This is a genomic window from Kineococcus deserti (assembly GCF_050871945.1).
Classification (GTDB): domain Bacteria; phylum Actinomycetota; class Actinomycetes; order Actinomycetales; family Kineococcaceae; genus Kineococcus.
The window spans coordinates 46,898-72,875 of the sequence record NZ_JBJLSI010000002.1 but is presented as its reverse complement, the minus strand read 5'-3'; the positions used below and the strand labels follow the sequence as shown (position 1 = coordinate 72,875).

The following is a 25,978-nucleotide window of genomic DNA, read 5'->3' as shown; positions in this document are numbered from 1 at the left end:
CCGAGGCGCCCAGCACCAAGATCACTGTAGTGACACTGCAGTGGAAGTGTGCCGACCCGAGCCGAGAAGACCCGCGCCACCCGCCGTCGGATGGTGGACGCCGCCGCCGCGCTGTTCGCCGAGCGCGGGTACGTCGCCACCAGCGTCCGGGAGGTCGCCCGCCGCGCCGGGGTGGGCGAGCAGACCGTCCACGCCACCTCCGGCACCAAGGTCGCGGTGCTCGCCGAGGTGCTCGACGTGGCCGTCGCCGGCGACGACGACCCGGTGCCCACGCTGGAACGTCCCTGGGCGCTCGCGGTGGTGGCCGAACCCGACCCGCACCGGCAGCTGCGGCGGCAGGCCGAGGGCGCGGCGGAGGTGCTGACCCGGGTGGCCGGCCCGCTCGCCGTCCTGCGCGCCGCGGCCGACGCCGACCCGGCGGCGGGTGTGTTGCTGACCCGCAACGCGGCCCAGCAGCGCACGGTGCAGGCGACGTTCCTGGACGCCCTGTCCCGCAAGGCTCCGCTGCGCCGGGAACCGGACCGCGCCGTCGACGTGGCCACGACCGTGCTGTCCGACCTGGCCTGGCGGTGCCTGGTCACCGACGCCGGCTGGAGCCGGCAGGAGTGGGTCGACCTGGCCGCCCGGACGCTGGCCTGCGACCTGCTCGGGAATTCGGGGTGACAACTCCCGAGCACCGGACGTACCGTCGGAGGACACGGGAGAGGAGGTGGTCCGGAACATGGTTCTTCATCGGACGCGTGAGGTGGCTGCCCGCTAGCAGCTGCGTGCTGGACGCGGACCGCTCTGGTCGCCCCGCGCAGCGCGGCGAATCCACGGCAGTCACCGGGTCCCCGGGCGCCGGTCTGTCCAACCGGCCCACGACGACGACCACTGAGGCCGTCGACCGTGGAAGTGCCCGGGGACTTCTCCGTTCCCGGGGGATCCGCGCGACCGCGCCTCGCCCCACCCCGCTGCCGCCCGCGCCTGCGCGCGGTGACGTCGGACGCGATCACCGCGCACGCGGTGACATCGCGCGCAAACCTCTACCGCGGGGAGCCTGCGCGCGCGGTGACGTCGGACGCGATCACCGCGCACGCGGTGACATCGCGCGCAAACCCCGCGCAGCGGCCCGACCCGGCACTTCCCGGTTCCCGGTCCAGGTTTCCCCGGGCCACCACCTATCCTGACCGGCGTGACACCACCGCCCGACCCGGTTCGGCCCCGTCGGCGGTTCCTCGCCGACACCACCCCGCTGCGCGAGGTTCCCGCGTTCCGCTGGTTGTGGATCGGGCAGTCGCTGGCGGGGATCGGGACGCAGCTGACCGTCGTCACGGTCGGCCTGCAGGTCTACGACCTCACGTCGTCGACGTTCGCCGTCGGCCTCGTCGGGATCTTCGCGCTCGTCCCGCTGGTCGGGCTCGGCCTGTACGGCGGCTCGCTGGTCGACGTGCACGACCGGCGGCGGGTGGCGCTCGTCGCCTCGCTCGTGCTGTGGGTCCTGGCGATCGCGATCGCCGCGCAGGCCTGGCTGCACCTGGGGTCGGTGGGCCTGCTCTACGCCCTCGTCGCCCTGCAGAGCGCCGCCTTCGCGGTGAACAACCCCGCGCGCTCGGCCATCGTCCCGGGCATCGTCCCCCGCGAACTGCTGCCGGCGGCCAACGCGTTGTCCGGCACGACGAACGCCATCGCCCTGACGGTCGGGCCGCTGCTGGCGGGGTTCCTGGTCGGGGGCTGGGGTTTCCAGGCCGCCTACACCGTCGACGCGGTGACCTTCGTCGCGGCGCTGGTCGGCGTGCACAAGCTGCCGCCCATGCCGCCGGACCGGGCCGCCGGCGCGCACCGCGCGGGGCTGTGGTCGGTGCTGGAGGGCATCCGCTTCCTCGGGACGCGGCCGAACATCCGGATGACGTTCCTGGCCGACCTGTGCGCCATGGTGTTCGCGATGCCGCGCGTGCTGTACCCCGCGGTCGCCGCGGCCGAACTCGGTGGCGGCGCCCGGACGGTCGGCGTCCTCGGAGCGGGTTTCGCCGCCGGCTCGGTGCTGGCCGGGTTGTTCTCCGGGCCCCTGGGGGCGGTGCGCCGCCAGGGAGCGGTGGTCGTCGGGTGCATCAGCGTCTACGGGGCCGCCGTCGCGGGTTTCGGTGTCGTCCTGGTCGTGGCGCCGGACGGGGCGGACTGGAAGCTGTGGCTGTGCGTGCTGCTGCTGGCCGTCTCCGGCGCGGCCGACGCCGTCAGCTCGATCTTCCGCGGCACGATCCTGCAGGTCGCCACCCCCGACGCGCTGCGCGGACGGCTGCAGGGGGTGTTCATCGTCGTCGTCGCCGGCGGCCCCCGGCTCGGGGACGTGGTCCTGGGGTCGACGGCCTCGGGCGTCGGGGAGGGGTTCGCGGCGCTGGCCGGGGGTGCGGCCTGCGTGGTCGCGGTCCTGGCGCTGGCCCGCTGGCAACGCCGGTTCGTGCACTACGACGCGCGGAACCCCACGCCCTGAGGGTCAGCCCCTGACCCGGGCGTAGTCGTCCAGGGCCACGCGCCGTTCGTGGGCGTGGTCGACGATGCGCTCGGGGTACCCGTGGTCGTACCCGTCGGCCGCGTCCCACGGCGTGTGGACGAGCTTGCCGGGCAGGTGCCGCAGTTCGGGGACGTAGCGCCGGACGTAGTCGCCCTCGGGGTCGAACTTCTGGCCCTGGGTGACCGGGTTGAACACCCGGAAGAACGGCGAGGCGTCCGTGCCCGACCCCGCGACCCACTGCCAGCCGTGCATGTTGCTGGCCAGGTCGGCGTCGCGCAGCCGGTGCATGAACTCCCGGCCGCCGTGCTGCCACTCCACGTGCAGGTCCTTGACCAGGAAGCTGGCCACGATCATCCGCACGCGGTTGTGCACCCAGCCGACGGCGCGCAGCTGGCGCATGCCGGCGTCGACGATCGGGAAACCCGTCCGCCCTTCGGCCCAGGCGGTGAAGTCCTCACCGGGTTGCCGGTACTGCAGACCCGCCAGCTGCGGTTTGTAGTACTGCCGGGCGCTGTCGGGGCGGTTCCACAGGACGTCGGCGTAGAAGTCGCGCCAGCACAGTTCGGTGCGGTACGTCTGCGCGCCCCGTGACGTCCGGCGGCGCAGGTCGGCCAGCAGGGTCCGCGGGTGCAGTTCGCCCCACTTCAGGGCGTGCGAGAGCTGGGAGGTCCCGTCGCGGTCGGGACGGTTGCGCTCCTCGTCGTAGTCGGCCAGACCGTGCTCGAGGAAGTCGTGCCAGCGTTCGTGCGCCGCCTCCTCGCCGGCCTCGGGCAGTGCCAGGTCGCCCAGGTCGGGTTCGGCGAGCCAGTGCGCACCGCCGACGCCCTCGCCCTCGCCGATCCACCGCACCGTCCCGGGGTCCCCGGCCGGGTCGGGCCAGCCGTGCTCGTGCCAGGCCCGGGAGAAGGGCGTGAACACCTGGAACGGCGAACCCGATCCGGTGAGCAGCGTGCCGGGTCCGATGGCGTACGGGGTGCCGGTCCGCACCAGCTCACGGCCGTACCCGGCCAGAGCCTGCTCGACCTGCTCGTCGCGGCGGCGGCCGTACGGCCCGGCGTCGGCGCTGACGTGCACCCGGCGGGCCCCGACCCGCTCGGCCACCCGGTCCACGACGTGCGCGGGGTCGCCGTGCTCGACGACGAGCGTGCCGCCGAGGTCGGCGTCCAGCGCCCGCAGCGAGCGCAGCAGGTAGGCGCGGCGCACGTCCCCCGACGGCCCCCACAGCGCCGGGTCGAGGACGAACAGCGGCAGGACCTCGCCGTCGGCGACCGCGGCCAGCAGCGCCGGGTGGTCCCCGAGCCGCAGGTCCCGGCGGAACCACAGGACGCTCGTCCGTCTCCTCGCACTCCCGGCCACCTGGCGGACGCTAGCCGCGGGAGGGGGGTGCCGCGATCGGGACAGGGGTGCGACCACCACCGCAGATGCCGGATGATGGGCACCGTGAGCGATCTCATCGACACCACCGAGATGTACCTCAAGACGGTCTTCGAACTGGAAGAGGAAGGCATCGTGCCGATGCGCGCTCGCATCGCCGAGCGGCTGCACCACTCGGGGCCCACCGTGTCCCAGACGGTCGCCCGCATGGAACGCGACGGCCTGCTGCACGTCGGCACCGACCGCCGGCTCGAGCTGACCGAGGCGGGCATGGCCAAGGCCATGCGCGTCATGCGCAAGCACCGGCTGACCGAGCGTCTGCTGACCGACGTCATCGGCCTGGAGTGGAGCCTGGTGCACGAGGAGGCCTGCCGCTGGGAGCACGTGGTCTCCGAGGAGGTCGAGAAGCGGCTCGTGGCCATCCTGGACCACCCGCACTTCGACCCGTACGGCAACCCGATCCCCGGGCTGCTGGAGCTGGGCGAGGACGGCGCCTCCGAGGAGTTCCGCGCCGGTGTGCAGCCGCTGACGACCTCGGCCGTCGAGGGGCGTCCCGTCGTGGTCCGCCGGCTGGGGGAGCCGCTGCAGACGGACGTCTCGCTGCTGGCGAGGTTCCACAGCGCCGGGCTGGTGCCCGGGGTGGAGGTCGTGGCCAAGTCCTCCGCCGCCGGTGTCGAGGTCGTGATCGGCGACACCGTCGTGGACCTCACGACCGCCGAGGCGTCACACATCTTCGTCGCGCTGGGCTGAGATCAGCCGGTCGGCCCCCTCGCGCGACGCGGCGTGAGGGGTCTTCCCTCGTCCGGCTCTCACCGAGATCGGCGCTGCGTGCTCGATCGTGACTCTGTGTTAATCATCGACCACCGCTCGTCACCGCCCCGGCACCTGTTCGTCACCGGGCCGTGACATCCGCGCCACAGTCGGGTTATGGTCCACCCGCATCCGCGACATCGCACGCGGACGCCCTCGCGCGGACGCCGAGCCCTGCCACCGCGTCGAGGTCCCCGAGACTCGTTCATGGCAGGGGTGGGGGAACCAGGTAGTACGGGCGTCGAACGGTCGAGCAGACCGTCCGAGGTCCTCGGGGTGAAGCCGGCGAGAGCCGGCCGGGCGAAACTCCCGTCCGAACCCGACAGCTCACCTCGCAGGCGTCGGAGAGGCCAACACCTTGACGACTCGCGTCCAGGCGCGCCACCGCGCCGCCGTTCGTTCCCTCACGTCCCTGACCGACCTGTCGAACAGCGTCACCCGATGCGCAGGTGGGGCGGCCCGCACCGGCGCCGTCGTCGCCGCCGCCGGTGGTCTGCTCGTCTCGATCGCCCTGCCCGCCGGTGCCGCGACCGCCGCCGCACCCGCCGCCGTGTCCTCGACCGTCTCCTCCGCGGTCGCCGCCGTCCCCGCCGCGTTCGGCACCACCGCCGTCGGAGTCGTCTCCGCCCCGGCGACCGCCACGACGCTGGCCACCACCTCGACGTTCGCGGCCGCCCCGGCGCCCGCGCCGGTCGTCGTGGCCCCCGTGGTGACGCGGGTGGCGCGCACCGCCGACGCGAACGCCGTCGTCGCCGCCAGCGTGGCCGAGAACGCGGCGGCCGTCCCGGCTCCCGTGGCCGTCCAGGTCGCCGCCGAGGCCCCCGCCCCGGCGCCGGCCCCGGCGCCGGTGGCCTCGCTGGGTTCGCAGATCCTCGCCGTCGCCGACGACTACGCCGGTGTCCCGTACGTGTACGGCGGCACCACCCCCTCCGGGTTCGACTGCTCCGGCTACACCAGCTACGTGTACCGGCAGGTCGGCGTGGAGATCCCGCGCACCTCCAACGCGCAGCTGCAGTCCAGCGCCCGCATCTCGCGCGGCGAGGCCGTCCCCGGCGACCTGGTGTTCTTCACCAACTCCGGTGGCCGCGCCTACCACGTCGGCATCTACGCCGGCGACAACATGATGTGGGATGCGCCGCGGGCCGGGAAGCCCGTGCAGCTGCGGGCCATCTGGTCCGACGCCGTCACCTTCGGCCGGCTGGCCCCCACGGTGTGATCTGAGACCAGCACGACGAGCACGACCCGACCGCCGGTCCCGAGGGTTCCCTCCCCTCGGGGCCGGCGGTTCGTCGTTCCCGGCCGGTCGTGGTCGCGTGGGGTTCACGGGGAAGTTGATGACTCGAACACCTCCTGCGACGTACCCTGCCGTCAACGACGACGGAACCGCGGAGGGCCGATGACCAGGCGTCACCCCGGCACGACCCCCGCGGCACCGCCTGCCCGGCGCGTCGTGGGGCACCACCGTGTGCACCGCCACCATGTGCCCTGCCAGGTGCGCATCGTCGCTCTCAGAGGCGCCTTCCCGGTCCGGGAAGGCGCCTCTCGTCGTCTCAGGAGGTGGATGTGCGCACGCTCGTGCTGAACGCCGGCTACGAACCGCTCGCGGTCGTGTCCTTCCGGAGGGCCCTGGTGCTCGTGCTGTCCGGGAAGGCCTCGGTGGTCCTGGCCGACGCCGATCCGGTGGTGGGAGCGTCGATGAGCCTGGAACGCCCCTCCGTCATCCTGCTGACGCGCTACGTCCGGGTGCCCCGCGGGCAGGTCGTCCCCGTCAGCCGGCGCGGGGTGCTGCGCCGCGACCACCAGCGGTGCGCCTACTGCCGCGGCCACGCCACCACGGTCGACCACGTCCTGCCGCGCAGCCGCCGCGGCCCGGACAGCTGGGAGAACCTCGTCGCCTGCTGCGTGCGGTGCAACAACGCCAAGGGCGACCGCACACCGGAGGAGATGGGCTGGCACCTGCCGTTCCGGCCGGCCGCGCCGCGGGGCGCCTCCTGGGCGGTGCGCGGGGCCGAGCAGCCCGATCCGCGCTGGGACGAGTTCCTGGCCCAGGCGGCCTGAGCCCGCCGCGGGCCGGACGGAAAACCGGAGGCCCGGCGACCCCCTGCCTCGTTAGCGTTCCGGGAGGAACCACCGTCGCGGTGGGACCTCGCGAACGTGAGGAGGGACGGTGACGCGCCCGACGCTGTCCCCCCGGCGCCTCGCCGGCCCCACGAGCACGGCCGCGGTGGTGCTGGGGATCCTCGCCGCCGCCGCCGAGACGGTCGGCACGGTCGTCACCGGCCGCATCGCCCAGGACCCGGGCGCCGCGCTGCTGGTGGTGCTGGGCGTGCTCGTGGTGGGGGCCAGCGCGGCCGACACCCTGGGCCGGGTGGCGCTGGCCAGCGCGGTGGGCCGGGCCGAGGGGCGCTTGCGCGCCGACCTGCTCGGGGCCGCCTTCGCCCAGCCGCTGCCCGCGCTGGGCGAGCAGGCCGTGGGCGAGGTCATCGACCGCGTCGACGACGATCCGCGCCAGCTCGCCGCGCTGCTGCGCGAGGCCGTGTGGGACCTGGGCCGCGGTCTGACCCGCTCGCTGCTCGGCTGGGTCGTGGCCGGCCTGGTCTGGTGGCCGGCCTGGATCGCGTTCCCGCTCGTGGCGGTCGCCGTCTGGTTCGCCGTGCGGGGGCTGACGGTGGTGCTCGTGCGGCGCAAGGTGGCCGAGGAGGTCGCCTGGACCGACCACGCCGCCCAGCTCGAGGAGGCCGTGGCCGGTCGCGACGACGTGCGCTCCAGCCTGGGCCAGCCGCACGTGGTGCGCCGGTACGCGGCGCTGGCGGCCCAGGTGCTGACCCGGGTCCGGGCGACCAGCACCCTGTCGGCCGCCGTGGCCCGGCGCACCACGCTGGTGCTGGCCCTGCTGTGCTCGGGTTTCGTCGTGGGCGGGGTCGTGCTGGCCGGTGACGGACGCCTGTCGGTGGCCCAGCTGGTGACCGTCTGGCTGCTGTGCTCCGGTTTCGCCGGGGACATGAGCGAGATCAGCGAACGACTTCCCGAGGTGCAGGCCGGACTCGGTGCGGTGCAACGCATCCGCTCCCTGCTGACGGCACCGGCCGAACCCGCCGGCGGAGGACGTGTCCCGGCCGGTCCGCTGGCCGTGGAGTTCCGCGGGCTGCGGTTCGCGCACCCGGGGGGTTTCGCGCTGCGCGAGGTGACGTTCGCGGTGCCCGCCGGGACGACGTGCGCTCTCGTGGGCCGCAGCGGATCGGGCAAGTCGACGCTGGCGGCGCTGCTGTCCCGCGCGCTGGACACGCCCCGCGGGCAGCTGTTCCTCGGCGGCGCCGACGTGTGCGACCTGGACCTGCAGGACCTGCGCCGGAGCGTCGGCGTCGTCACCCAGCGCACCGAGCTGCTGGCCGGCACGCTGCGGCAGAACATCACCCTCGACGGGGACGTGCCGGCGGCCCGCGTCGAGGCCGCCGTCGACTCCCTGGGCTTGCGCGACTGGGTCGAGGCACTGCCCGACGGGCTGCAGACGCGGCTCGGTCCCGGCGGGGTGACGCTGTCGGCGGGGGAGGAGCAACTCGTCGCCTTCGCCCGCCTGCTGGTGCGCGACGTGCGGGTCGTCGTCCTGGACGAGGCCACCGCCCGGATGGACCCGGTCACCGAGCACCGCGTCACCGCGGCCGCCCAGCGGCTGCTGACGGGGCGGACCGGTCTGCTCATCGCCCACCGGCTCTCCACCACCGCGCGCGCCGACTCCGTCGCCGTCCTGGAAGGCGGCCGGCTCGTCCAGCACGGGCCGCGCGCCGAGCTGGCGCGGGTGGACGGCCCGTTCGCCGACCTGCTGCGCGCCAGTGCGGGCCAGCACGAGGAGCTGGGCGCCGAGCACCGCGACGGGGACGTGCTCACCAGCCGGGAGCGACGCCCGCGGGGTGTCCTCCCACCGGCGCCCCGGCCGCGGCTGGCCGCGGCCGTGTGGACGGCCATCACCCGGTTCCCGCGGTGGGGACTGCTGGGGGCAGCGCTGTTCGCGGCCGTCTCGGTGATCGGGATCTACGGCGCCGCCGTGGGGTGGCTGTGGGGTCTGGTCGTGCAGGCCCTGCAGGACGGGGCGGGTGCCGCGCAGCCGTGGGTGCCGATGACCGCGCTGGTGCTGGTCCTGCTCGCCATCCCGTTCGTGCTGGGCGCGGCGCTGGAGGTCTACCCGCTGTGGTGGAACGCCGTGACGCTGAGCACCCGGCTGGCGGTGCTGCGCGGGCAGACCCGCCAGCACCGGCTGGCCCGGGTCCCGGCGGGGGAGGTGGCGGCCCGTTGCCTGGACTCCGAACGGTTCGTCCTCTACGTCGACCGCTGGGTCGACGTCGTCATCGGCGTCCTCGTCGCGACCGTCACCGCGCTGATCGCCCGTGACCCCACCGCCGGTGCGGTGGTCGCCGTCGTCATGCTCGGGTCGGCCGTCGTCTCGGTCGCCGGGGCCCCGGTGGCCGGCCGCCGCGGCCGGGTCGCCGGCGACGCCCGCGCCGTGTTCGGGCGCGACCTCGGGTCGGCCGTGGACGCCGCCCGCACGGTCAAGCTGGCCGCGGCCGTCCCGGGCGTGCTGACCCACCTGGCCCGCGTCGACTCCACGCGGGTGCAGGCCTCGGTGCGCGAGTTCCGGGTGCGGGCCCTGCTGGAGGGGGTGCCGGGGATCCTGGTGCAGACGGGGATCGTGGCCACCTGGGCGCTGCACCTGCTCGGCTGGTGGTCGCTGGCCGAGGCGCTGCTGGTGTCCACCGCCGTGGCCGGAGCCTCCTACTACGGCACCGTCGCCGGTGCCGTCATCACCGAGGCCCCCGTCGCCCGTGAGTGGTTGCGGGCCGTCACCGCCCTGGCCGGGACCGAGGAGGTCGTCCGCCTGCCACCGTCCGTCGACCTGGTCCACGGCACCGCGCCGGCTCCGGGGACGCCGCCGAAGCAGCCGTTGCGGCGGCTGAGCGTGCAGGGCTTCGCCGCCGTGCACGACGACGGGACCGTCGGTGTCCAGGACGTGGACCTGGAGGTGGAGGCCGGCGAACTGGTCCTGCTGACCGGTCGGGTGGGGTCGGGCAAGTCGAGCCTGCTGGCCGCGCTGGCCGGGCTCGTGGACCACGAGGGGACGTTGCGCTGGAACGGGTCCGACGTCGCCGACCCGCAGACGTTCCTGCGCCCGGGACAGGTCGGCTACGTCGCGCAGGTGCCGCGGGTGCTGTCGGGCACCTTCGCCGACAACGTGGCGCTCGACCACGCGCACGCGAAGGCCCTGGCCGCTCCCGCGGTGCGCGACGCCCGCCTGGAACGCGACATCACCGCCGCCGGTGGGGACGGTGCCGTCGTCGGGCACCGCGGCGTCCGGCTCTCCGGTGGTCAGGTGCAACGGCTCGCCCTGGCGCGCGCGCTGGCCAGCGGCGCCGAGCTGCTCGTGGCCGACGACGTGTCCTCCGCGCTCGACGCCCGCACCGAGCTGGAACTGTGGCAGTCGTTGCGCGACAGGGGGACCACCGTCATCGGGTCGTCGTCCAAGCGCGCGGCGCTGCTGGCGGCCGACCGCGTCGTGGTGCTGGCCGACGGCCGGGTCGAGGCGGTCGGGCCGTGGAAGGAGCTGGAGGCGGACTGGGGCTTCCTCGCCGGGTGAGGGCCGGCTGGTCCGATCGGTGCCGCCGGGGTGCGACGTCCGGAGGACGCCGGGCCGCCGCGCCGGTGCGACCCTGGTGGCATGGACGGGAACAGGGACGAGAACAAGTGGCAGGGCGAGTCGATCGACTCGGTGCTGCGCGGGCTGCTCAAGCAGGGGCGGCTGGACCCGCAGGCCGAGCGGCTCGCCGAGCAGGGCATCGGCCGGTTGCGCGCCTTCCTGGGCAGCAGCCCGGCGCCGGAGACCGAGCAGGTCCAGGACGCCGAGGTCGTCGGCGCGGACCCGGCGCCCTCCTCGAGCGGCCGGGAGATGCTGATGCACACCATCCCGCTGGCCGACGGCACCCGCGTCGAGGTGCTGGTGCCCGAACGGCTGACCCGCGCCGAGGCCGACCGCGTCGCCGGTGTGCTCGCGGCGCTGTCGGTTCCCGAGGGACACGAGTGAGCACGATCGACGTCGAGGTGACCGGGATCGTCCGGCTCGGGCAGTTCCTCAAGCTGTCCGGGGCCGTCGACACCGGGGGCGAGGCCCGCGAAGCGCTCGTCGCAGGGGAGGTCACGGTCAACGACGAACCCGAGGACCGCCGGGGCCGTCAGCTGTCCGACGGCGACGTCGTGACGTTCGGCGAGGGGTCGTGGCGGGTGCTGGTCACGGGGTGAGCACCCGCACGGGGCGACCCGCGCTCCAGGCCAGGACGTCCTCGACGGCGTCGCCGTAGAACACCCGGTACGTCTCCTCGGTGACGTAGCCGATGTGCGGGGTGAGCACGGTGCGCGGCGCCTGGCGCAGCGGGTGGTCCGCCGGCAGCGGTTCGGTGTCGTAGACGTCCAGGGCCGCGCCGGCGATCGTGCCGGCGTGCAGCGCCGCGACGAGGGCGTCGGTGTCGAGCACCGGCCCGCGGGAGGTGTTCACCAGGACCGCCGAGGGTTTCATCCAGGACAGTTCCGCCGCGCCCAGCAGGCCACGGGTGCGGTCGGACAGCTTCGTGTGGATCGTCACGACGTCGCTGCGGCGCAGCAGTTCCTGCTTCGAGACCGGTTCGACGCCCGCGTTGCGGGCCTCCTCGGCGTCGAGGTGCTGCGACCAGGCCAGGACGTCCATCTCGAACGCCTGGGCGATGCGTGCGACGCGGCGGCCGAGCCGGCCGAAACCGATCGTGCCGAGCGTGCGGCCGGCCAGACCCGTGCCCAGGCCGAGCTGCCAGTGCCCGTCCCGCAACCCCTGCTGCTCGGTGGGGATCGCGCGGACCAGGGCGAGGACCAGGCCCCACGTGAGTTCCGCCGTGGGAGGTTCGACCATCCCCGTGCCGCACACCACCACGCCGTGCGCGCGGGCGGCGTCGAGGTCGATCGACGCGTTCGCCGTCCCGGTCGTCACCAGCAGCCGCAGGTCGGGCAGCGCGGCGAACTCCGCGGCCCCGAACGGGGTGCGTTCGCGCATCGCCACGACGACCTCGACGCCGGCGAGTCGGTCGGTCAGTTCCCTGCCCGAGCGGTGCTCGTGCACGAACTCCACGGTCCCCAGCAGGTTCCAGTCGGCGCAGTGGCGGGCGACGTCCTGGTAGTCGTCGAGGACGACGACCCTCACGCGGCGCGGCCCAGCGCGTCGATGGCCGCCACCTGTTCCGGGGTGAGCTCGAAACCCTCGACGTCGCGGTTGCTCGCCTGCCGGGCGGGGTCGCCGGACTTGGGGATGGCGACGAAACCGTGCTGGACGTGCCAGCGCACGACCACCTGCTCCGGGCTCACGCCGTGCTGGTCGGCGGCCTCGCGCAACGGCGCGGCCTGCAGGTCCGTGGCCTTGAAGGGGGAGTAGCCCTCCAGCACCACGCCGCGCTCGCGCAGCCCCGCGGCGAACTCCCCGTCGAACAGCGCCGGACCCCACTTCACCTGGTTCACCGCCGGGGTGACACCGGTGGCGGCGGTGAGTTCGTCGATCTGCTCGAGGGAGTAGTTGCTGACGCCGATCGCCCGGACCCGGCCGGAGGCCCGGGCGGCGACGAGCCGTTCCCAGACCTGCGGGCTGGCGACGCCGTCCGGCGGCCAGTGGACGAGCCACAGGTCCAGCACGTCCACGCGCAGCAGCCGCAGGCTGCGCTCGAGGAACTCGTCCTCGCGGCCGGCGTGCTGGTGGTGCAGCTTGGTGGTGATCCGGACGTCGGGGAGGTTCGCGTCCGCGACCGCGCGGCCGACCTCGTCCTCGTTCTCGTACATCGTCGCGCTGTCCAGCAACCGGTAGCCGGCGTCGAGGGCGCTGCGCAGCGAGCGGTACCCCGCCTCGCCGCGCAGACCGTACGTGCCCAGGCCCACCAGGGGCAGGTCGAGGGTTCCGTCGAGGGTGCGCACCGCAGTCGTCGAGGTCACGGGCCGACGCTACGACCGCCCGGGCACCTCCGCAGCCGCGAGCACCGTCTCGGTGACGGCGCGGGCCACGGCGGCGGGTTCGAGTTCGGGCAGCCAGTGCGTCGCGTCGAGTTCGATCCGCCGGTAGGGGCCGCGGACGTGCTCGCCCGTGCGGGCGACCGCCGTCGCGGAGTAGAACGGGTCGCGCCGGCCGTGCAGGTAGGTCACCGGGACGTCCACGGGCCCGACCCGGGCGGCCGGGCCGGGCGCCCGGTACCAGTTCAGCGCCGCCGACAACCGGCCCGGTTCGCGGTGCCGGCGGGCGTACCCCTCGGCCAGCCCGGCGGGCAACCCGGTGCGGCGCAACGACCCGGCCAGCCCCGCCCCGCCGCGGGCCAGCAGCAGCCGCTCGGGCAGCACCGGGAGCTGGAAGAACCCCACGTACGCCGAGCGCAGCGCCTGCGAGGAGCGGACCACCGCGGCGCGGAACGCGGCCGGGTGCGCCTGCGACAGCACCGTCAGCGAGGCGACGCGGTCGGGGTGCCACGCCGCGGTCGCCCACGCGACGACCCCGCCCCAGTCGTGCCCGAGGAGGTGGACGCGTTCGGCCCCGGCCGCGTCGGCCACCGCGAGGACGTCGGCCACGAGCTCGCGCAACGCGTAGTCCCGGGGGCGCGGCGGCCGGGCGGTGGCGCAGTAGCCGCGCTGCTCGGGCACGAGGACGCGCAGCCCCTGAGCGGTCAGCCGGGGCACGACGGCGTCGTAGGCCTCGGGCCCCTGCGGGAACCCGTGCAGGCACACGACCACCTCGCCCGTGGCCGGGCCGGCGTCGGTGGTGGCGAACTGCAGGCCGTCGCGGTGGACGGCCAGCCGGGCCAGGCGGTGGGTGCGGTGCACCTCAGCCAGCCTGCCCCACGGGCGCGGTGCGGGCGCGCTCGGAGGGATTCGAACCCCCAACCAACCGGGTAGAAGCCGGTCGCTCTATCCGTTGAGCTACGAGCGCCTGCCGGCCCCACCGCGTGGACGGCCGACGGGCCCACCTTAGCGACCGCGCGCGCGTCGCCGGTGCGCGCGCGTCCCCCGGCTGGGATGCTGACCTCACGCGACCGTCAGGCGACCGACGGTCACCACTCGGAGGGGAGCGGACGGCGACGTGGGGGATGACCCGGCGGACCTCGACTTCGCCGCCGTGTTCGAGGCCGTCCCGACCCCGTACCTGGTGCTCGACCCGGACCTGCGCATCGTCGCGGTCAACGACGCCTACCTGCGCGCCACCGCCCGGACCCGCGACGACCTCGTGGGCCGTCACGTCTTCGACGCCTTCCCCGACAACCCCGAGGACCCCGACGCCGGTGGGGTGGCCAACCTGGGGGCCTCGCTGCGGCGGGTCCTGGCCACCGGCCGCCCGGACGCGATGCCGCTGCAGAAGTACGACGTGCCCGCCGCGGGCGGCGGCTTCCTGCCCCGGTGGTGGAGCCCGCTGAACGCTCCCGTCCTGGACCCCGACGGGAAGGTCCTGCTCGTGCTGCACCGGGTCGAGGACGTCAGCGCCTACGTGCGCGAGTCGTCGCAGCGCGCCCGGCCGGGGCAGCCCGCCGCGAGCGCGCTGCACGCGGCCCGGGGGGAGCTGCAGCAGGCCGAGGCCGACCTGCACGCGCGGGGGGTGGACCTGCGCGCGGCGCTGGACGCCGAGGCCGACGCGAGCCGCCGGCTGGCCGGGCTGGTCGAGGTCGCCGTCCGGCTGGCCGGGGCCGAGGACCTGGCCTCCCTCGTCGACGTCGTCCTCGACCACGGCGCGGAGGTCCTGGGCGCCGTGGGCGCCGCGGTCGTGGTGGCCGGCCCGGACGGGCTGGAGGTGAACACCGGCGGCGAGATGGTCGGCCGGCTGCCGCAGCGGCTCGGCCCCACCCACCGGCTGCCCGCGGTGGAGGCCAGCACCACCGGGCGACGCGTCGTGGTGCGCGGGGAGGAGGCCTGCCGGCGGTACTCGCCGCAGCTGGCCGAGGTGGTGCGCCGCACCGGGGCCAGCACGGTGGTCGCGGTGCCGCTGCGCGCGGCGGGGGAGCTGCTGGGGGCCCTGTCGGTCGGCTGGGGGGAGCCCACGCCCAGCGACCGGGACCTCGACCTCGTCGAGGCGCTCGCCGCCCAGTGCGCGCAGACCCTCGTGCGGGTGCGGGCCCGGCAGGCCGAGCGCGCACGGTCGCGGGCGCAGCGCCGGCTGGCCGAGGAGCTGCAGCGCAGCCTGCTCACCGCACCGTTCGAGCCGGACCACCTGCAGATCGCGGTCCGCTACGTCCCCGCGGCGGCCGAGGTCCGCATCGGCGGTGACTGGCACGACTGCTTCCTGACCCCCGACGGCGCGACGGTCCTGGTCATCGGGGACGTCGCCGGCCACGACCTCGGCGCCGCGGCGGTCATGGGGCAGCTGCGCAACCTGCTGCGCGGCATCGCCGTCACCTCCGCTGCCCCGCCCGCGCAGCTGCTGGCCGGCCTGGACACCGCGATGCACCACCTGGGTGTGGACGCCGTGGCGACGTCGGTCGTGGCGCGCGTGGAGCAGGACGCGCAGCAGCACGCCGACGGGCTGCGCACGTTGCGGTGGTCCACGGCCGGGCACCCGCCGCCGGTCCTGGTGACCGCCGACGGCACGGCCCGCCTGCTCGACGGGACCCCGGACCCGTTGCTGGGTGTGCTGCCCGACGTCGCCCGGACCGACCGCACCGTGACGCTGGAGCCCGGTTCGACGGTCGTCCTCTACACCGACGGGCTGGTCGAGCGCCGCGACGCGTCGCTGGCCGAGGGGCTGGAAGGGCTGCGCACGACGCTGGAGCGGCTGCACGCGCTGCCCGTGGAGGAGCTGTGCGACGCGCTGCTCGCCGTGGTGGACGGCCACCAGGAGGACGACGTCGCGCTGCTGGTGCTGCGCGCCTTCCCCGAGGACGGGCCGCGCCCGGCCGAGGCGGGGGCGCCGGTGCTGCCGCCGGCCCTGGAGTAGCCCCGGCGCCGGGACCGGTCCCCACGACTGGCGGAGGGGCGGCCCGCCTCGACTACGCTCTCGGCGTGGCTGAATTCATCTACGTCATGTCGAAGGCGCGCAAGGCCCACGGGGACAAGGTCATCCTCGACGACGTCTCGATCTCCTTCTACCCGGGGGCGAAGATCGGCGTCGTCGGCCCCAACGGCGCCGGCAAGTCCAGCGTCCTGAAGATCATGGCGGGGCTGGACCAGCCCTCCAACGGCGAGGCCCGCCTCTCGCCGGGCTACAGCGTGGGCATGCTCATGCAGGAGCCGCCGCTGGACGAGTCCAAGACGGTGCTGGAGAACGTCCAGGACGGTCTGGGCGACCTCAAGCGGAAGATGGACCGCTACAACGAGATCACCGGCCTGTTCGAGGACCCCGACGCCGACTTCGACGCCCTCATGACCGAGATGGGGCAGCTGCAGGAGGAACTGGACCACGCCAACGCGTGGGACATGGACTCCCAGCTGGAGCAGGCCATGGACGCGCTGCGGTGCCCGCCGGGCGACTCGCCCGTGACCAACCTGTCCGGCGGTGAGAAGCGCCGCGTCGCGCTGTGCAAGCTGCTGCTGGAGCAGCCCGACCTGCTGCTGCTGGACGAGCCGACCAACCACCTCGACGCCGAGTCGGTGACGTGGCTGGAGCAGCACCTGGCCAAGTACCCCGGCGCCGTCCTGGCCGTCACCCACGACCGGTACTTCCTCGACAACGTCGCGCAGTGGATCCTCGAGCTGGACCGCGGTCGCGCCTACCCCTACGAGGGCAACTACTCCACCTACCTGGAGAAGAAGCAGGCGCGCCTGGAGGTCCAGGGCAAGAAGGACGCCAAGCTCGCCAAGCGCCTCAAGGACGAGCTGGAGTGGGTCCGGTCCAACGCCAAGGGCCGGCAGACGAAGTCGAAGGCCCGTCTGGCCCGCTACGAGGAGATGGCCGCCGAGGCCGAGCGGACCCGCAAGCTAGACTTCGAGGAGATCCAGATCCCGGCTGGCCCGCGCCTGGGCTCGGTCGTCATCGAGGCCAAGGACCTCAAGAAGTCCTTCGGCGAGCGCACGCTCATCGACGGCCTGTCGTTCTCGCTGCCGCGCAACGGCATCGTCGGCGTCATCGGCCCCAACGGCGTCGGCAAGACGACGCTGTTCAAGACGATCGTGGGCCTGGAGCCGCTGGACTCGGGCGAGCTGAAGATCGGCGAGACGGTCAAGCTGTCCTACGTCGACCAGTCCCGCGGCGGCCTCGACGGGTCCAAGACGCTGTGGGAGGTCGTCTCCGACGGCCTGGACTTCATCCAGGTCGGCAACCAGGAGATGCCCTCGCGCGCCTACGTCTCGGCCTTCGGGTTCAAGGGCCCGGACCAGCAGAAGCCCGCGGGCGTGCTGTCCGGTGGTGAGCGCAACCGGCTGAACCTGGCGCTGACGCTGAAGGAGGGCGGCAACGTCCTGCTGCTGGACGAGCCGACCAACGACCTCGACGTCGAGACCCTCGGCTCGCTGGAGAACGCCCTGCTGGAGTTCCCCGGCTGCGCCGTCGTCGTCAGCCACGACCGCTGGTTCCTCGACCGGGTCGCGACCCACATCCTGGCCTACGAGGGCACCGAGGAGAACCCGGCGAACTGGTACTGGTTCGAGGGCAACTTCGCCGGCTACGAGGCGAACAAGGTCGAGCGTCTCGGCCCCGACGCGGCGCGCCCGCACCGGGTGACCTACCGCAAGCTCACCCGCGACTGACGGGCGTGCCCGCCGCGTCGTCGCTCACCGGCGACGGCGCGGCGGCGGGCACCACCCGGTCCCGTCCGCCCTCCTTGGCCGCGTAGAGCGCCGCGTCGGCCCGGGCGAACAGCTCCGCCGGGCTCTCCAGACCGCTCCAGCTCGCCACCCCGGCCGAGAACGTCTGCCCGGCGGGAGTGCGCTCGCGCAGCCCCTCCACCAGGGCCACCGCGCCGTCGAGGTCGTGGCCGAGCAGCAGGAGGACGAACTCCTCCCCGCCCCACCGGCCCAGCATCGCCGCCCGGTCCGGGCCGATCGCGGCGCGCGCCGCCTCCAGCCCCGCCCGCCACGCCGTGGCCGACTGCACGAGCAGGCTGTCGCCGGCCTGGTGGCCGAAGGTGTCGTTGAAGGACTTGAAGCGGTCCAGGTCCAGCACGGCCACGCACAGCGGACTGCCCTCGGCCCGGGCCCGGGTTTGCATCCGCTCCAGTTCCGCATCGCTCGTGCGCCGGTTGGGCAGCCCCGTCAGGGCGTCGGTGCGGGCCATGTCCGCCAGCCGGGAGGCCTGCTGCTCCAGGTGGCGCAGCAGCCCCGACATGCGGGCGACGACCAGCAGGAAGAGCACCACCGACGTCGAGGCGACCGCCCAGGCCTCCGGCCGGACCCCCAGGGCCAGCTGCACCAGCAGCGTGCCGGGCGAGAGCAGGCTCGCGAGGGTGAGCGCCACGAGCCGGCGACGGGTGAAACGGGTGTCGGTCTCGTCCGCCGCGGCGACGGGGTCGGTGAGCTGACGCATCGAGGGGTGCAGCGCGGCGGCGGCGAAGCAGACGTAGGCGAGCAGGAACGGCAGGTCCACGAAGCTGTCGGGCAGGTCGCGCATCACCGCGTACTGGTAGCCGCAGTCGGCCACCAGCAGCAGCCCGGTGGCCGCCGCGAGCCAGCGGAACGCCGCCGTCCGCGCCCCGGTCGTCGTCAGCATCCGCACCAGCAGGGCCAGCAGCAGGACGTCACCCAGCGGGTAGGCGGCGGCCAGCGCGCCCGCGACCGTCGAGGAGCCCGCCAGCTCCAGGCCGGGACGCATGAGCAGGACCCAGCTCAGGAGCACGAACCCGACCGTGAAGATCAGCGAGTCGATGACGCCCTCGCGGTCGCCCTGCCCGCGCCGCCGGGCCCGCACGAACCGCGCGAAGCCGCCGGCCATGAACAGGTAGCTCGTCAGGTAGAGGGCGTCGGCGGGGGAGGGGAACGGGTCGATGTCGAGGATCCAGGTCCACACCCCCCACAGCAGGTCCGCCGTCGACCACAGGCCGACGCCGGCGGCGATGAGCCACCACCCCGCCGAGGCCCGGGGGCGGTGACGCCGGATCCCCACGACGAGCAGACCCAGGCAGGCGAAGCTGACCGTCGAGTACAGCACCGAGCGCCACCCGGTGTCGGGCAGCGCGCAGCACACGAGGGTCAGGAGCGTGCCGACGGCCAGGTGCAGGCGGAACAGCGTGCCGCCGCGGGAGGTGTCCACGGTGGGGCATCGACCCGCTGCGCTGGAAGGCTGAGTCCTTCCCACCCGTTCGGCGGGTCGTCCCGGTGGTCGCCGGGTGAACGGCGGGCGACCGGTGGGGGGCGGGTGGGGGCGGTGCGCCGAGCACGTCCGCCGCGGCCGTCAGGATGGGCGCGTGGTGCACGCCAGGACCGGGCCGGTGCGGTGATCCCCGAACCCCGCTACCTGCTGCTGGTGTGGTTCACCGGCCTCTACGCTGTCGTCGCCGCCCTGGCCGGGATGCACCTGCTGCTCGGGGGGCAGCCGGGGGTCGCGGCCCTGTGGGCGGCCCAGGCCCTCGTCTTCGGCCCGGCCACCGCACTGGTGGTGCGCGGCCAGCGCCGCGCCCGACGGCGGCGCGCACCGGACCGCCCGCCGAGCACCGAGGCCGAGGACCGCGCCTTCCGCGAACGCTTCGGCGACACCTCCCCGCGGCCGGTGCCCCGGCACCGCGCCGTCGCGCCGGGTGCCCGGGTGCTGCCGCCGGTGCCCGTCGTCCCCGCGTCCCGCCCCGCCCCACCGCGCCCGCCGCGCCCGGAGCCGGACGCCGCACCGGACGGCCCCCGACCCACCCCGCCGGCCACTCCGCTCACGACCGGCGACGTGGTGCTGGCCGTCGGCCTGGGCTCGTTCACACCGCTCGTGGGTGTGCTGCTGCTGGGGCACGGGCTGACCTCGGGGAGCCTGCGGCCGTGGGAGGTGCTCGCCCTGGCCCTGGTCGTGGTGCCCCTGTCGTGGCTGTCCGGCGGCGGCCTGGTCGTCGGCGTCCTGCGGGACCGGTCGCGCCAGCGCCGCGGGCCGGGCCCGCTGCGCCGCCCCGGCGGCCGGGAGACCGGCGCCGACACCGACGTGGACACCGGTGGCGACCTCGGCGTCGACCTCGACGTCGGCGGGTGAGCCGTCAGGGCACGCGGACCATGCCCTCCTGCGCCACCGTCGCCACCAGTCGCCGTCGCCGGTCGTACATCCGCCCCGTCGACAGCCCCCGCGCGCCGGAGGCGTTGGGGCTCTCGGTGACGTAGAGGATCCAGTCGTCGGCGCGCGCCGGGCGGTGCCACCACATCGCGTGGTCCAGGCTGGCCACGCTCATGCCGGGGTTGACCCAGGTCAGGGAGTGCCGGCGCAGCACCGGTTCGAGCACCGACAGGTCGCTGGCGTAGGCCAGGGCGCCGCGCTGCAGCAGATCGTCCCCCGGCAGCGGCGCGTCCAGCCGGAACCACACCGACTGCCGGGCGCGGGGTTCGGGGTCGGCGCCGGCGTACAGCGCCGGTTCGACGCGGCGGACCTCCACGTGCCGGCCGCGGCCGATCTGCCGGGCCATCGGGTGGTCGACGCGGTCGAGCAGGTCGTAGTCGCTGACCAGGTCCTCCGGATCGGGGACCTCGGGGGCCGGTTCGGCGTGGTCGAGCCCCTCGGCCGGGACCTGGAACGAGGCGATGCCGGACAGGATCGGCACCCCGTTCTGGATCGCCTGGACCCGCCGCGCCGAGAACGAGCGCCCGTCGCGCAGTCGCTCGACGGCGAAGGCCACCGGGACGTCCGGGTCGCCCGGGCGCAGGAAGTAGGCGTGCAGCGAGTGCAGGTGCCGGTCGTCGGCCACGGTGCGACCGGCGGCGACGGCGACCTGGCCGAGGACCTGCCCGCCGAACAACCGGGCACGCCAGTGCGGCAGGTTCGGGCCGGTGAACACGTCGGCGGCGTCCTCGGCCGGTTGCACGTCGAGCACGGACAGCAGGGGCGAGGTGGTCACCGCGCGACGGTACCGGGGTACCGTCGCGCCCGTGCTCGCCGCCCGCGCCGTCCGTGCCCGTCCCGACGATCCGCTCTCCGCGCTGGAGGTCGGCGAAGGCCCCGTGGCCGAACCGCCCGCCGGGTGGGTGCGGGTCAGCGTCGGTGCGGCCGCGCTGAACCGGCACGACCTGTGGAGCCTGCGCGGGGTGGGGTTGCCCGCCGACCGGCTGCCCATGGTCCTGGGCTGCGACGCGGCCGGGACGACCGACGACGGCACCGAGGTCGTCGTGCACGCGGTCGTGGGTGACGAGGACTGGCGCGGGGACGAGACCCTGGACCCGCGGCGGACGCTGCTGTCCGAACTGCACCCGGGAACCCTGGCCGAGCACGTCTGGGTTCCCCGCCGGAACCTGCTGCCCCGGCCCGCCGGGTGGAGCGTGGAACGCGCCGCCGCGCTGGGCACGGCGTGGCTCACGGCCTACCGGATGCTGTTCACCCAGGCCCGTGCGGTGCCGGGGCAGACGGTCCTCGTCCAGGGCGCGGCCGGTGGCGTCTCGAACGCGCTGGTCCGCCTGGGCGCGGCTGCGGGGTTGCGGGTCTGGGTCGCCGGGCGGTCGCCCGAACGGCTGGAGAAGGCCCGCGCCTGGGGTGCCCACGCGACGTTCGCGAGCGGGGAACGGCTGCCCGCCCGCGTCGACGCGGTCTTCGAGACCGTCGGGCGGGCGACGTGGAAGCACTCGGTGCAGTCGCTGAGACCCGGTGGGTGCATCGTCGTGGCCGGCGCGACCACGGGTGGGGACACCCCGGCCATGCTGGAGAACGTCTTCTTCCGGCAGTTGCGGGTGCTGGGTTCGACCATGGGCACCCGTGAGGAGTTCGAGCGGCTCCTGCAGTTCTGCGACACCGCGGGACTGGAACCGGAGGTCGACTCCGTGCACGCCCTGGTCGACGCCCGCGACGCGTTCGCGCGGCTGGAGTCCGGCGCAGCCGTCGGGAAGGTCCTCGTGCGTCCCTGAGCCGAGGGCGGGTTCACCGTCGCCACGTCCCCCCGGCGAGCCCGGTACCCGGCAGGACGTGACGACGGTGGTGCGAGGGGACGCCTCAGGCGTCCAGGTCACCGCCCGTGGGCGCGGTGAGGCGGTAGCGCAGCAGGTCCAGGTGACCGCGCAGTTCGGCCGGGAACTTCTCACCGAACCGGGCGAAGTACTCCTCCAGCGCGTCGACCTCGGCCAGCCAGGAGGCGGTGTCGACGGTGAACAGCTCGGCGAGGTCGGCGGGGGAGACGTCCAGGCCCTCGACGTCCAGCGCACCCGGGACGGGAACGTCGCCGACGGGGGTGCGCAGCGCCTCGGCCTGCCCGGCCAGCCGCCGGCAGATCCAGTCGATCACCCGGCAGTTCTCCCCGAAGCCGGGCCACAGGAAGCGGCCGTCGTCGCCGCGGCGGAACCAGTTCACGCTGAACACCTGCGGCAGGTGCTGCACCTCCTCGCGCAGGGAGAGCCAGTGCGCGAAGTAGTCGGCCATGTCGTACCCGGCGAACGGGGTCATCGCGAACGGGTCGTGCCGCAACTGCCCCACGGTGCCCTCGGCCGTGGCGGTCTGCTCGCTGGAGATCGCCGCGCCCATGAACACGCCCTGGCCCCAGTCGCCGGCCTGCGCGACCAGCGGGACGTTGGTGCGTCGCCGGCCGCCGAACAGGATCGCGTCGATCGGCACCCCGGCCGGCTCGTCGAGGTCGGTGATCGTGGGGCACTGGGCCGCCGAGACGGTGAACCGGGCGTTCGGGTGGGCCGCCGGACCCGGCGAGTCCGGCGTCCAGTCCCGGCCCTGCCAGTCGACCAGGTGCGCGGGCGGTTCGTCGGTCATGCCCTCCCACCACACGTCCCCGTCGTCGGTGAGCGCGACGTTGGTGAAGATGACGTTCTCGCGCAGCATCTCCATCGCCGTCGGGTTCGTCGACCACCCCGTGCCGGGAGCGACGCCGAAGAACCCGGCCTCGGGGTTGATCGCCCGCAGCGTCCCGTCCGGGGCCGGGCGCATCCAGGCGATGTCGTCGCCGATCGTCTCGACCCGCCAGCCCGGCAGCGTCGGGCGCAGCATCGCCAGGTTCGTCTTCCCGCACGCCGAGGGGAACGCCGCGGCCAGGTGGAACACCCGCTGCTGCGGGGAGGTGACCTTCAGGACGAGCATGTGCTCGGCCAGCCAGCCCTCGTCGCGGGCCATGACCGAGGCGATGCGCAGCGCGAAGCACTTCTTGCCCAGCAGCGCGTTGCCGCCGTACCCGGACCCGTAGGACCAGATCTCCCGGGACTCGGGGAAGTGCGCGATGTACTTCAGGTCGTTGCACGGCCAGGGCACGTCGGCGCGGGCGCGGCCGATGGTGTCGACCAGCGGGAACCCCACCGAGTGCACCGCCGGGACCCACGGGGTGCCCTCGGTGAGGGCGGCCAGGGCCTGCGCACCCATCCGGGTCATGGTCCGCATGCTGACCACGACGTAGGGCGAGTCGGTCACCTGCACGCCCAGCTGGGAGATCGGGCCGCCCACCGGCCCCATCGAGAACGGGACCACGTACATCGTCCGACCGCGCATGCAGCCGGCGAACACGCCGTTCAGCTCCTCGCGCAGCGCCTCGGGCTCGCGCCAGTTGTTGGTGGGGCCGGCGTCGGCCTGCCGGCGCGAGGCGATGAAGGTGCGCGACTCCACCCGGGCCACGTCGCCCGGGGCCGAGCGGGCCAGGAAACTGCCCGGACGCCGTTCGGGGTTCAGCGGGATCAGCGTTCCCGTGGCCACCATCTGCGCGGTCAGCCGGTCGTGCTCGGCCTGCGACCCGTCGCACCAGACCACTTCGTCGGGCTCGGTGAGCGCGGCGGTCTCGCGCACCCAGCGCAGCACGGAGGTGTTGCTCGTCGGGGTACCGGACAGGCTCAGGGTGTCGGTTCCGGTCGTCACGGTCGTCACGTCGGCGTGCCTCCTCGGGATCGTCTCGGGCTCGGTGGCGTGTTTCGATCCTGGGGGTCGCACCACCCCGCCACAACGGCGGAGGGGGGTGAAGATCGGCCGTTCTTCACCTACGGTGAACCTCATGGCCCCGCTGCGCGTCGCTGCGCTCGAACCGCTGACCGATCCCGCCGTCGAGACGCCCGTTCCCGAGGCCGGGCTGGACGCCCTGACGGTGGGCCGCCGGATCCGCCACCACCGGCAGCTCCAGGGCTGGACGCTGGCCCAGCTCGGCGAGGTCGTCGGGGCGGCGCAGAGCCAGCTGTCGCAGGTGGAGAACGGCAAGCGCGAACCACGGCTCTCGCTCATCACCGCCGTGGCCAGGGCGCTGGAGGTGAGCCCCTCGGACCTGCTCGACCCGGCGCCGCCGCCCGGTCGCCGGGCGGCGCTGGAGATCGAGCTGGACCACGCCCAGCGCTCGCCGCTGGCCCGCTCGCTGGGGCTGACCGAGGTCCGCTCCAGCCGCAAGCTGCCGACCGACGCGCTCGAGGCGCTCGTCGGCCTGCACCGCGAACTGGCCCGCCGGCACGACGCCTCCAACGCCACCCCCGAGGAGGCGCGGCGGGCCAACACCGAGCTCCGGTTGCTCATGCGCGCCTCGGACAACCACCTGTCCGAGATCGAGGAACTCGCCGAGGACCTCGTCCGGTCCGCGGGGTACACCGTCGGGGCGCTGACGCACCGGCAGGTCGCGCGGATGGCGGCCGACCTGGGGTTCAGCATCATCCACGTCGACGACCTGCCGCACTCCACCCGCACCGTCACCGACCTGGCCAACGGCCGCATCTACCTGCCGCCGGCCTCGATCCCCGGCGGCCACGGCCTGCGATCGCTGGCGCTGCAGGCGATCGCGCACCGGGTGCTGGACCACGAGCGGCCGGCCAGCTACACGCAGTTCCTGCGCCAGCGGCTGGAGATCAACTACTTCGCGGCGTGCTGCCTGCTGCCGCGCAGCGCCGCGGTGGAGTTCCTGTCGGCGGCCAAGGCGGACAAGGACCTGGCCGTGGAGGACTTCCGGGACGCGTTCGGCGTGACCCACGAGGCGGCCGCGCACCGGCTGACGAACCTGCTCACCTCCCACCTCGGGATCCCCGTGCACTTCCTGCGCGTGGGTGACGACGGCGCCCTGTACCGCGGGTACGAGAACGACGGGGTGCCGTTCCCGCAGGACGCCTCGGGGGCGATCGAGGGGCAGCCGGTGTGCCGGCGCTGGACCGCGCGCACGGTGTTCGGCGAGCGGAACCGGACGACGGAGAACTACCAGTACACCGACACCCCGGCCGGTACGTTCTGGTGCTCCAGCCAGACCGGCACCAGCGCCGACGGGGGTTTCTCCATCACCGTCGGGGTGCCGTACGCCCACGCGAAGTGGTTCCGCGGGCGCGACACCCGGGTCCGCACCGTGAGCTCGTGCCCGGAGGCGGCGTGCTGCCGCCGCCCACCGGCCGAACTCGTGGAGCGCTGGGCCGAGCAGGCCTGGCCCAGCGCGCGACTGCACGCCCAGACCCTCGCCCCGCTGCCTTCGGGCCGGTTCCCCGGTGTCGACGACCTGGAGGTGTACTCCTTCCTCAGCTCCCACGCCCCGCGCGACTGACCCGGGATCCGCGCGGAAACAACAGTCTCCGTCGGAGGGAAGCGCTTCACTGCGACGGAGACTGTTGTTTCCGCGGACAACAGGGGTGGGGGGTCCGGATCGGCGCCCTGGGCTGAGTCGCGCTCAGGCGAAGCGCAGGACGTCCTCGTGCGGCAGGCGCGGCAGCCGGGGGCGGAACGCGCCCTCGCCGGGGTGGCCGATGTTGACCACGAGGGTGGAGTGCCAGTCCGTGCCGGCGAAGAACTCGGCGTCGACGGCGGCCTTGTCGAAACCGGCCATCGGGCCGGCGGCCAGGCCCAGCGCGCGGACGGCGAGGATGAAGTACCCCGCCTGCAGCGCAGCGCTGTAGCCGCCCATGTCGGCGCGCAGCGCGGTGTTCTCCTCCAGCACCGGCTGCATCCCCGCCATGAAGGGCGCGACGGTCGGGATGGCCTCGTGGTAGCGGTCGTCGACGGCGAGGACGGCCGTGACGGGGGCGCTCGCGGCGCGCTCCCGGTTCGTGTCCGCCAGCAGCGGCACGAGCCTGGCCCGCGCCTCGGCGCTGCGCACGAACAGCACGCGCAGGGGCTGCAGGTTCGCGCCGGTCGGGGCCCACCGGGCCAGTTCCCAGATCTGCGCCAGCTCGGTGTCGCTGACCGGTGTGCTCGCGAAGGTGTTGGCGGTGTGCGCGTCGGTGAACAGGGCCGCGCGGGCCGCGTCGTCCAGGCCGAGCGGACGGTCGTCAACGGCAGTCATGGCTTCTCCCATCGGA

21 protein-coding genes, 1 tRNA gene and 1 riboswitch are annotated in these 25,978 nt (G+C 74.5%); of the genes, 13 read left to right on the top strand and 9 right to left on the bottom strand.

Annotation, left to right across the window (positions count from 1 at the left end; translation table 11 throughout):
- Window positions 1–48: 48 nt before the first annotated feature.
- Complete coding sequence (locus ACRYR2_RS02285) at window positions 49–663, top strand: TetR/AcrR family transcriptional regulator (protein WP_432561198.1); 615 nt, start codon at window positions 49–51, stop codon at window positions 661–663.
- Between the two features lie 511 nt (window positions 664–1,174).
- On the top strand, window positions 1,175–2,470 hold the full coding sequence (locus ACRYR2_RS02280) for an MFS transporter (RefSeq protein WP_432561197.1): 1,296 nt from the start codon (window positions 1,175–1,177) through the stop codon (window positions 2,468–2,470).
- A gap of 3 nt (window positions 2,471–2,473) precedes the next feature.
- On the opposite strand, the gene ACRYR2_RS02275 is transcribed toward ACRYR2_RS02280, so the two are convergent.
- A complete protein-coding gene (locus ACRYR2_RS02275; protein WP_432561196.1) occupies window positions 2,474–3,847 on the bottom strand; it encodes a cryptochrome/photolyase family protein in 1,374 nt (457 codons plus the stop codon).
- Between the two features lie 84 nt (window positions 3,848–3,931).
- Here ACRYR2_RS02275 and ACRYR2_RS02270 point away from each other — a divergent pair, with 84 nt between their 5' ends.
- The 6 genes from ACRYR2_RS02270 to ACRYR2_RS02245 all read left to right on the top strand — a co-directional run bounded on the left by ACRYR2_RS02270 (window position 3,932) and on the right by ACRYR2_RS02245 (window position 10,960).
- Window positions 3,932–4,615, top strand: coding sequence for a metal-dependent transcriptional regulator (locus tag ACRYR2_RS02270; protein WP_432561195.1), 684 nt, complete (start codon window positions 3,932–3,934; stop codon window positions 4,613–4,615).
- Window positions 4,616–4,857: 242 nt separating this feature from the next.
- A riboswitch (cyclic di-AMP (ydaO/yuaA leader) is annotated at window positions 4,858–5,031 on the top strand.
- A 2-nt stretch (window positions 5,032–5,033) separates the two neighbouring features.
- Entirely contained in the window at window positions 5,034–5,891 is an 858-nt protein-coding gene (locus ACRYR2_RS02265) for a C40 family peptidase (RefSeq protein WP_432561194.1), read from the top strand.
- Between the two features lie 347 nt (window positions 5,892–6,238).
- Window positions 6,239–6,733 carry an HNH endonuclease gene (locus ACRYR2_RS02260; RefSeq protein ID WP_432561193.1) on the top strand — a complete coding sequence of 165 codons (495 nt, stop codon included), beginning with the start codon at window positions 6,239–6,241 and terminating at the stop codon, window positions 6,731–6,733.
- Between the two features lie 109 nt (window positions 6,734–6,842).
- Window positions 6,843–10,301, top strand: a complete 3,459-nt coding sequence (locus ACRYR2_RS02255; RefSeq protein ID WP_432561192.1) for an ATP-binding cassette domain-containing protein — start codon at window positions 6,843–6,845, stop codon at window positions 10,299–10,301.
- Between the two features lie 81 nt (window positions 10,302–10,382).
- Entirely contained in the window at window positions 10,383–10,745 is a 363-nt protein-coding gene (locus ACRYR2_RS02250; protein WP_432561191.1) for a hypothetical protein, read from the top strand.
- Window positions 10,742–10,960 carry an RNA-binding S4 domain-containing protein gene (locus ACRYR2_RS02245; RefSeq protein WP_432561190.1) on the top strand — a complete coding sequence of 73 codons (219 nt, stop codon included), beginning with the start codon at window positions 10,742–10,744 and terminating at the stop codon, window positions 10,958–10,960. Before ACRYR2_RS02250 ends, ACRYR2_RS02245 begins: the two co-directional genes overlap by 4 nt.
- Here ACRYR2_RS02245 and ACRYR2_RS02240 read toward each other — a convergent pair.
- From ACRYR2_RS02240 to ACRYR2_RS02225, 4 genes are all read right to left on the bottom strand, one after another.
- The gene (locus tag ACRYR2_RS02240; protein WP_432561189.1) at window positions 10,950–11,888 is read right to left on the bottom strand and encodes a D-2-hydroxyacid dehydrogenase family protein; all 939 of its coding nucleotides are present in this window, start codon (window positions 11,886–11,888) and stop codon (window positions 10,950–10,952) included. The two genes, ACRYR2_RS02245 and ACRYR2_RS02240, sit on opposite strands and share 11 nt — an antisense overlap.
- Window positions 11,885–12,664 (bottom strand): aldo/keto reductase, encoded by a 780-nt coding sequence (locus tag ACRYR2_RS02235; RefSeq protein ID WP_432561188.1) that lies wholly within the window; start codon window positions 12,662–12,664, stop codon window positions 11,885–11,887. The genes ACRYR2_RS02240 and ACRYR2_RS02235 overlap by 4 nt, the downstream gene beginning before the upstream one ends.
- Before the next feature lie 9 nt (window positions 12,665–12,673).
- Complete coding sequence (locus ACRYR2_RS02230; protein ID WP_432561187.1) at window positions 12,674–13,540, bottom strand: alpha/beta fold hydrolase; 867 nt, start codon at window positions 13,538–13,540, stop codon at window positions 12,674–12,676.
- Window positions 13,541–13,573: 33 nt separating this feature from the next.
- Window positions 13,574–13,646 (bottom strand) — tRNA-Arg (locus ACRYR2_RS02225).
- 150 nt (window positions 13,647–13,796) lie between these two features.
- Between ACRYR2_RS02225 and ACRYR2_RS02220 the strand changes: the two genes are divergently transcribed.
- Window positions 13,797–15,638: a SpoIIE family protein phosphatase gene (locus tag ACRYR2_RS02220; RefSeq protein ID WP_432561186.1), complete on the top strand. Its 1,842-nt coding sequence runs from the start codon at window positions 13,797–13,799 to the stop codon at window positions 15,636–15,638.
- A gap of 65 nt (window positions 15,639–15,703) precedes the next feature.
- Entirely contained in the window at window positions 15,704–17,386 is a 1,683-nt protein-coding gene (ettA, locus tag ACRYR2_RS02215) for an energy-dependent translational throttle protein EttA (RefSeq protein ID WP_432561185.1), read from the top strand.
- On the opposite strand, the gene ACRYR2_RS02210 is transcribed toward ettA, so the two are convergent.
- Window positions 17,373–18,884 (bottom strand): GGDEF domain-containing protein, encoded by a 1,512-nt coding sequence (locus ACRYR2_RS02210; protein WP_432561184.1) that lies wholly within the window; start codon window positions 18,882–18,884, stop codon window positions 17,373–17,375. The two genes, ettA and ACRYR2_RS02210, sit on opposite strands and share 14 nt — an antisense overlap.
- 183 nt (window positions 18,885–19,067) lie before the next feature.
- On the opposite strand from ACRYR2_RS02210, the gene ACRYR2_RS02205 reads away from it, so the two are divergent.
- Window positions 19,068–19,799 carry a hypothetical protein gene (locus ACRYR2_RS02205; protein WP_432561183.1) on the top strand — a complete coding sequence of 244 codons (732 nt, stop codon included), beginning with the start codon at window positions 19,068–19,070 and terminating at the stop codon, window positions 19,797–19,799.
- A gap of 4 nt (window positions 19,800–19,803) precedes the next feature.
- On the opposite strand, the gene ACRYR2_RS02200 is transcribed toward ACRYR2_RS02205, so the two are convergent.
- Window positions 19,804–20,652 carry an acyl-CoA thioesterase gene (locus ACRYR2_RS02200; protein ID WP_432561182.1) on the bottom strand — a complete coding sequence of 283 codons (849 nt, stop codon included), beginning with the start codon at window positions 20,650–20,652 and terminating at the stop codon, window positions 19,804–19,806.
- A gap of 31 nt (window positions 20,653–20,683) precedes the next feature.
- Between ACRYR2_RS02200 and ACRYR2_RS02195 the strand changes: the two genes are divergently transcribed.
- Complete coding sequence (locus ACRYR2_RS02195; RefSeq protein ID WP_432561181.1) at window positions 20,684–21,649, top strand: zinc-binding dehydrogenase; 966 nt, start codon at window positions 20,684–20,686, stop codon at window positions 21,647–21,649.
- An 85-nt stretch (window positions 21,650–21,734) separates the two neighbouring features.
- Here the strand turns inward: ACRYR2_RS02195 and ACRYR2_RS02190 are convergent, their stop codons facing one another.
- Window positions 21,735–23,564, bottom strand: coding sequence for a phosphoenolpyruvate carboxykinase (GTP) (locus ACRYR2_RS02190; protein ID WP_432561372.1), 1,830 nt, complete (start codon window positions 23,562–23,564; stop codon window positions 21,735–21,737).
- A 154-nt stretch (window positions 23,565–23,718) separates the two neighbouring features.
- Here ACRYR2_RS02190 and ACRYR2_RS02185 point away from each other — a divergent pair, with 154 nt between their 5' ends.
- Window positions 23,719–25,227: a helix-turn-helix domain-containing protein gene (locus ACRYR2_RS02185; protein ID WP_432561180.1), complete on the top strand. Its 1,509-nt coding sequence runs from the start codon at window positions 23,719–23,721 to the stop codon at window positions 25,225–25,227.
- 123 nt (window positions 25,228–25,350) lie between these two features.
- On the opposite strand, the gene ACRYR2_RS02180 is transcribed toward ACRYR2_RS02185, so the two are convergent.
- Entirely contained in the window at window positions 25,351–25,962 is a 612-nt protein-coding gene (locus ACRYR2_RS02180) for a malonic semialdehyde reductase (RefSeq protein ID WP_432561179.1), read from the bottom strand.
- Window positions 25,963–25,978 lie beyond the last annotated feature (16 nt).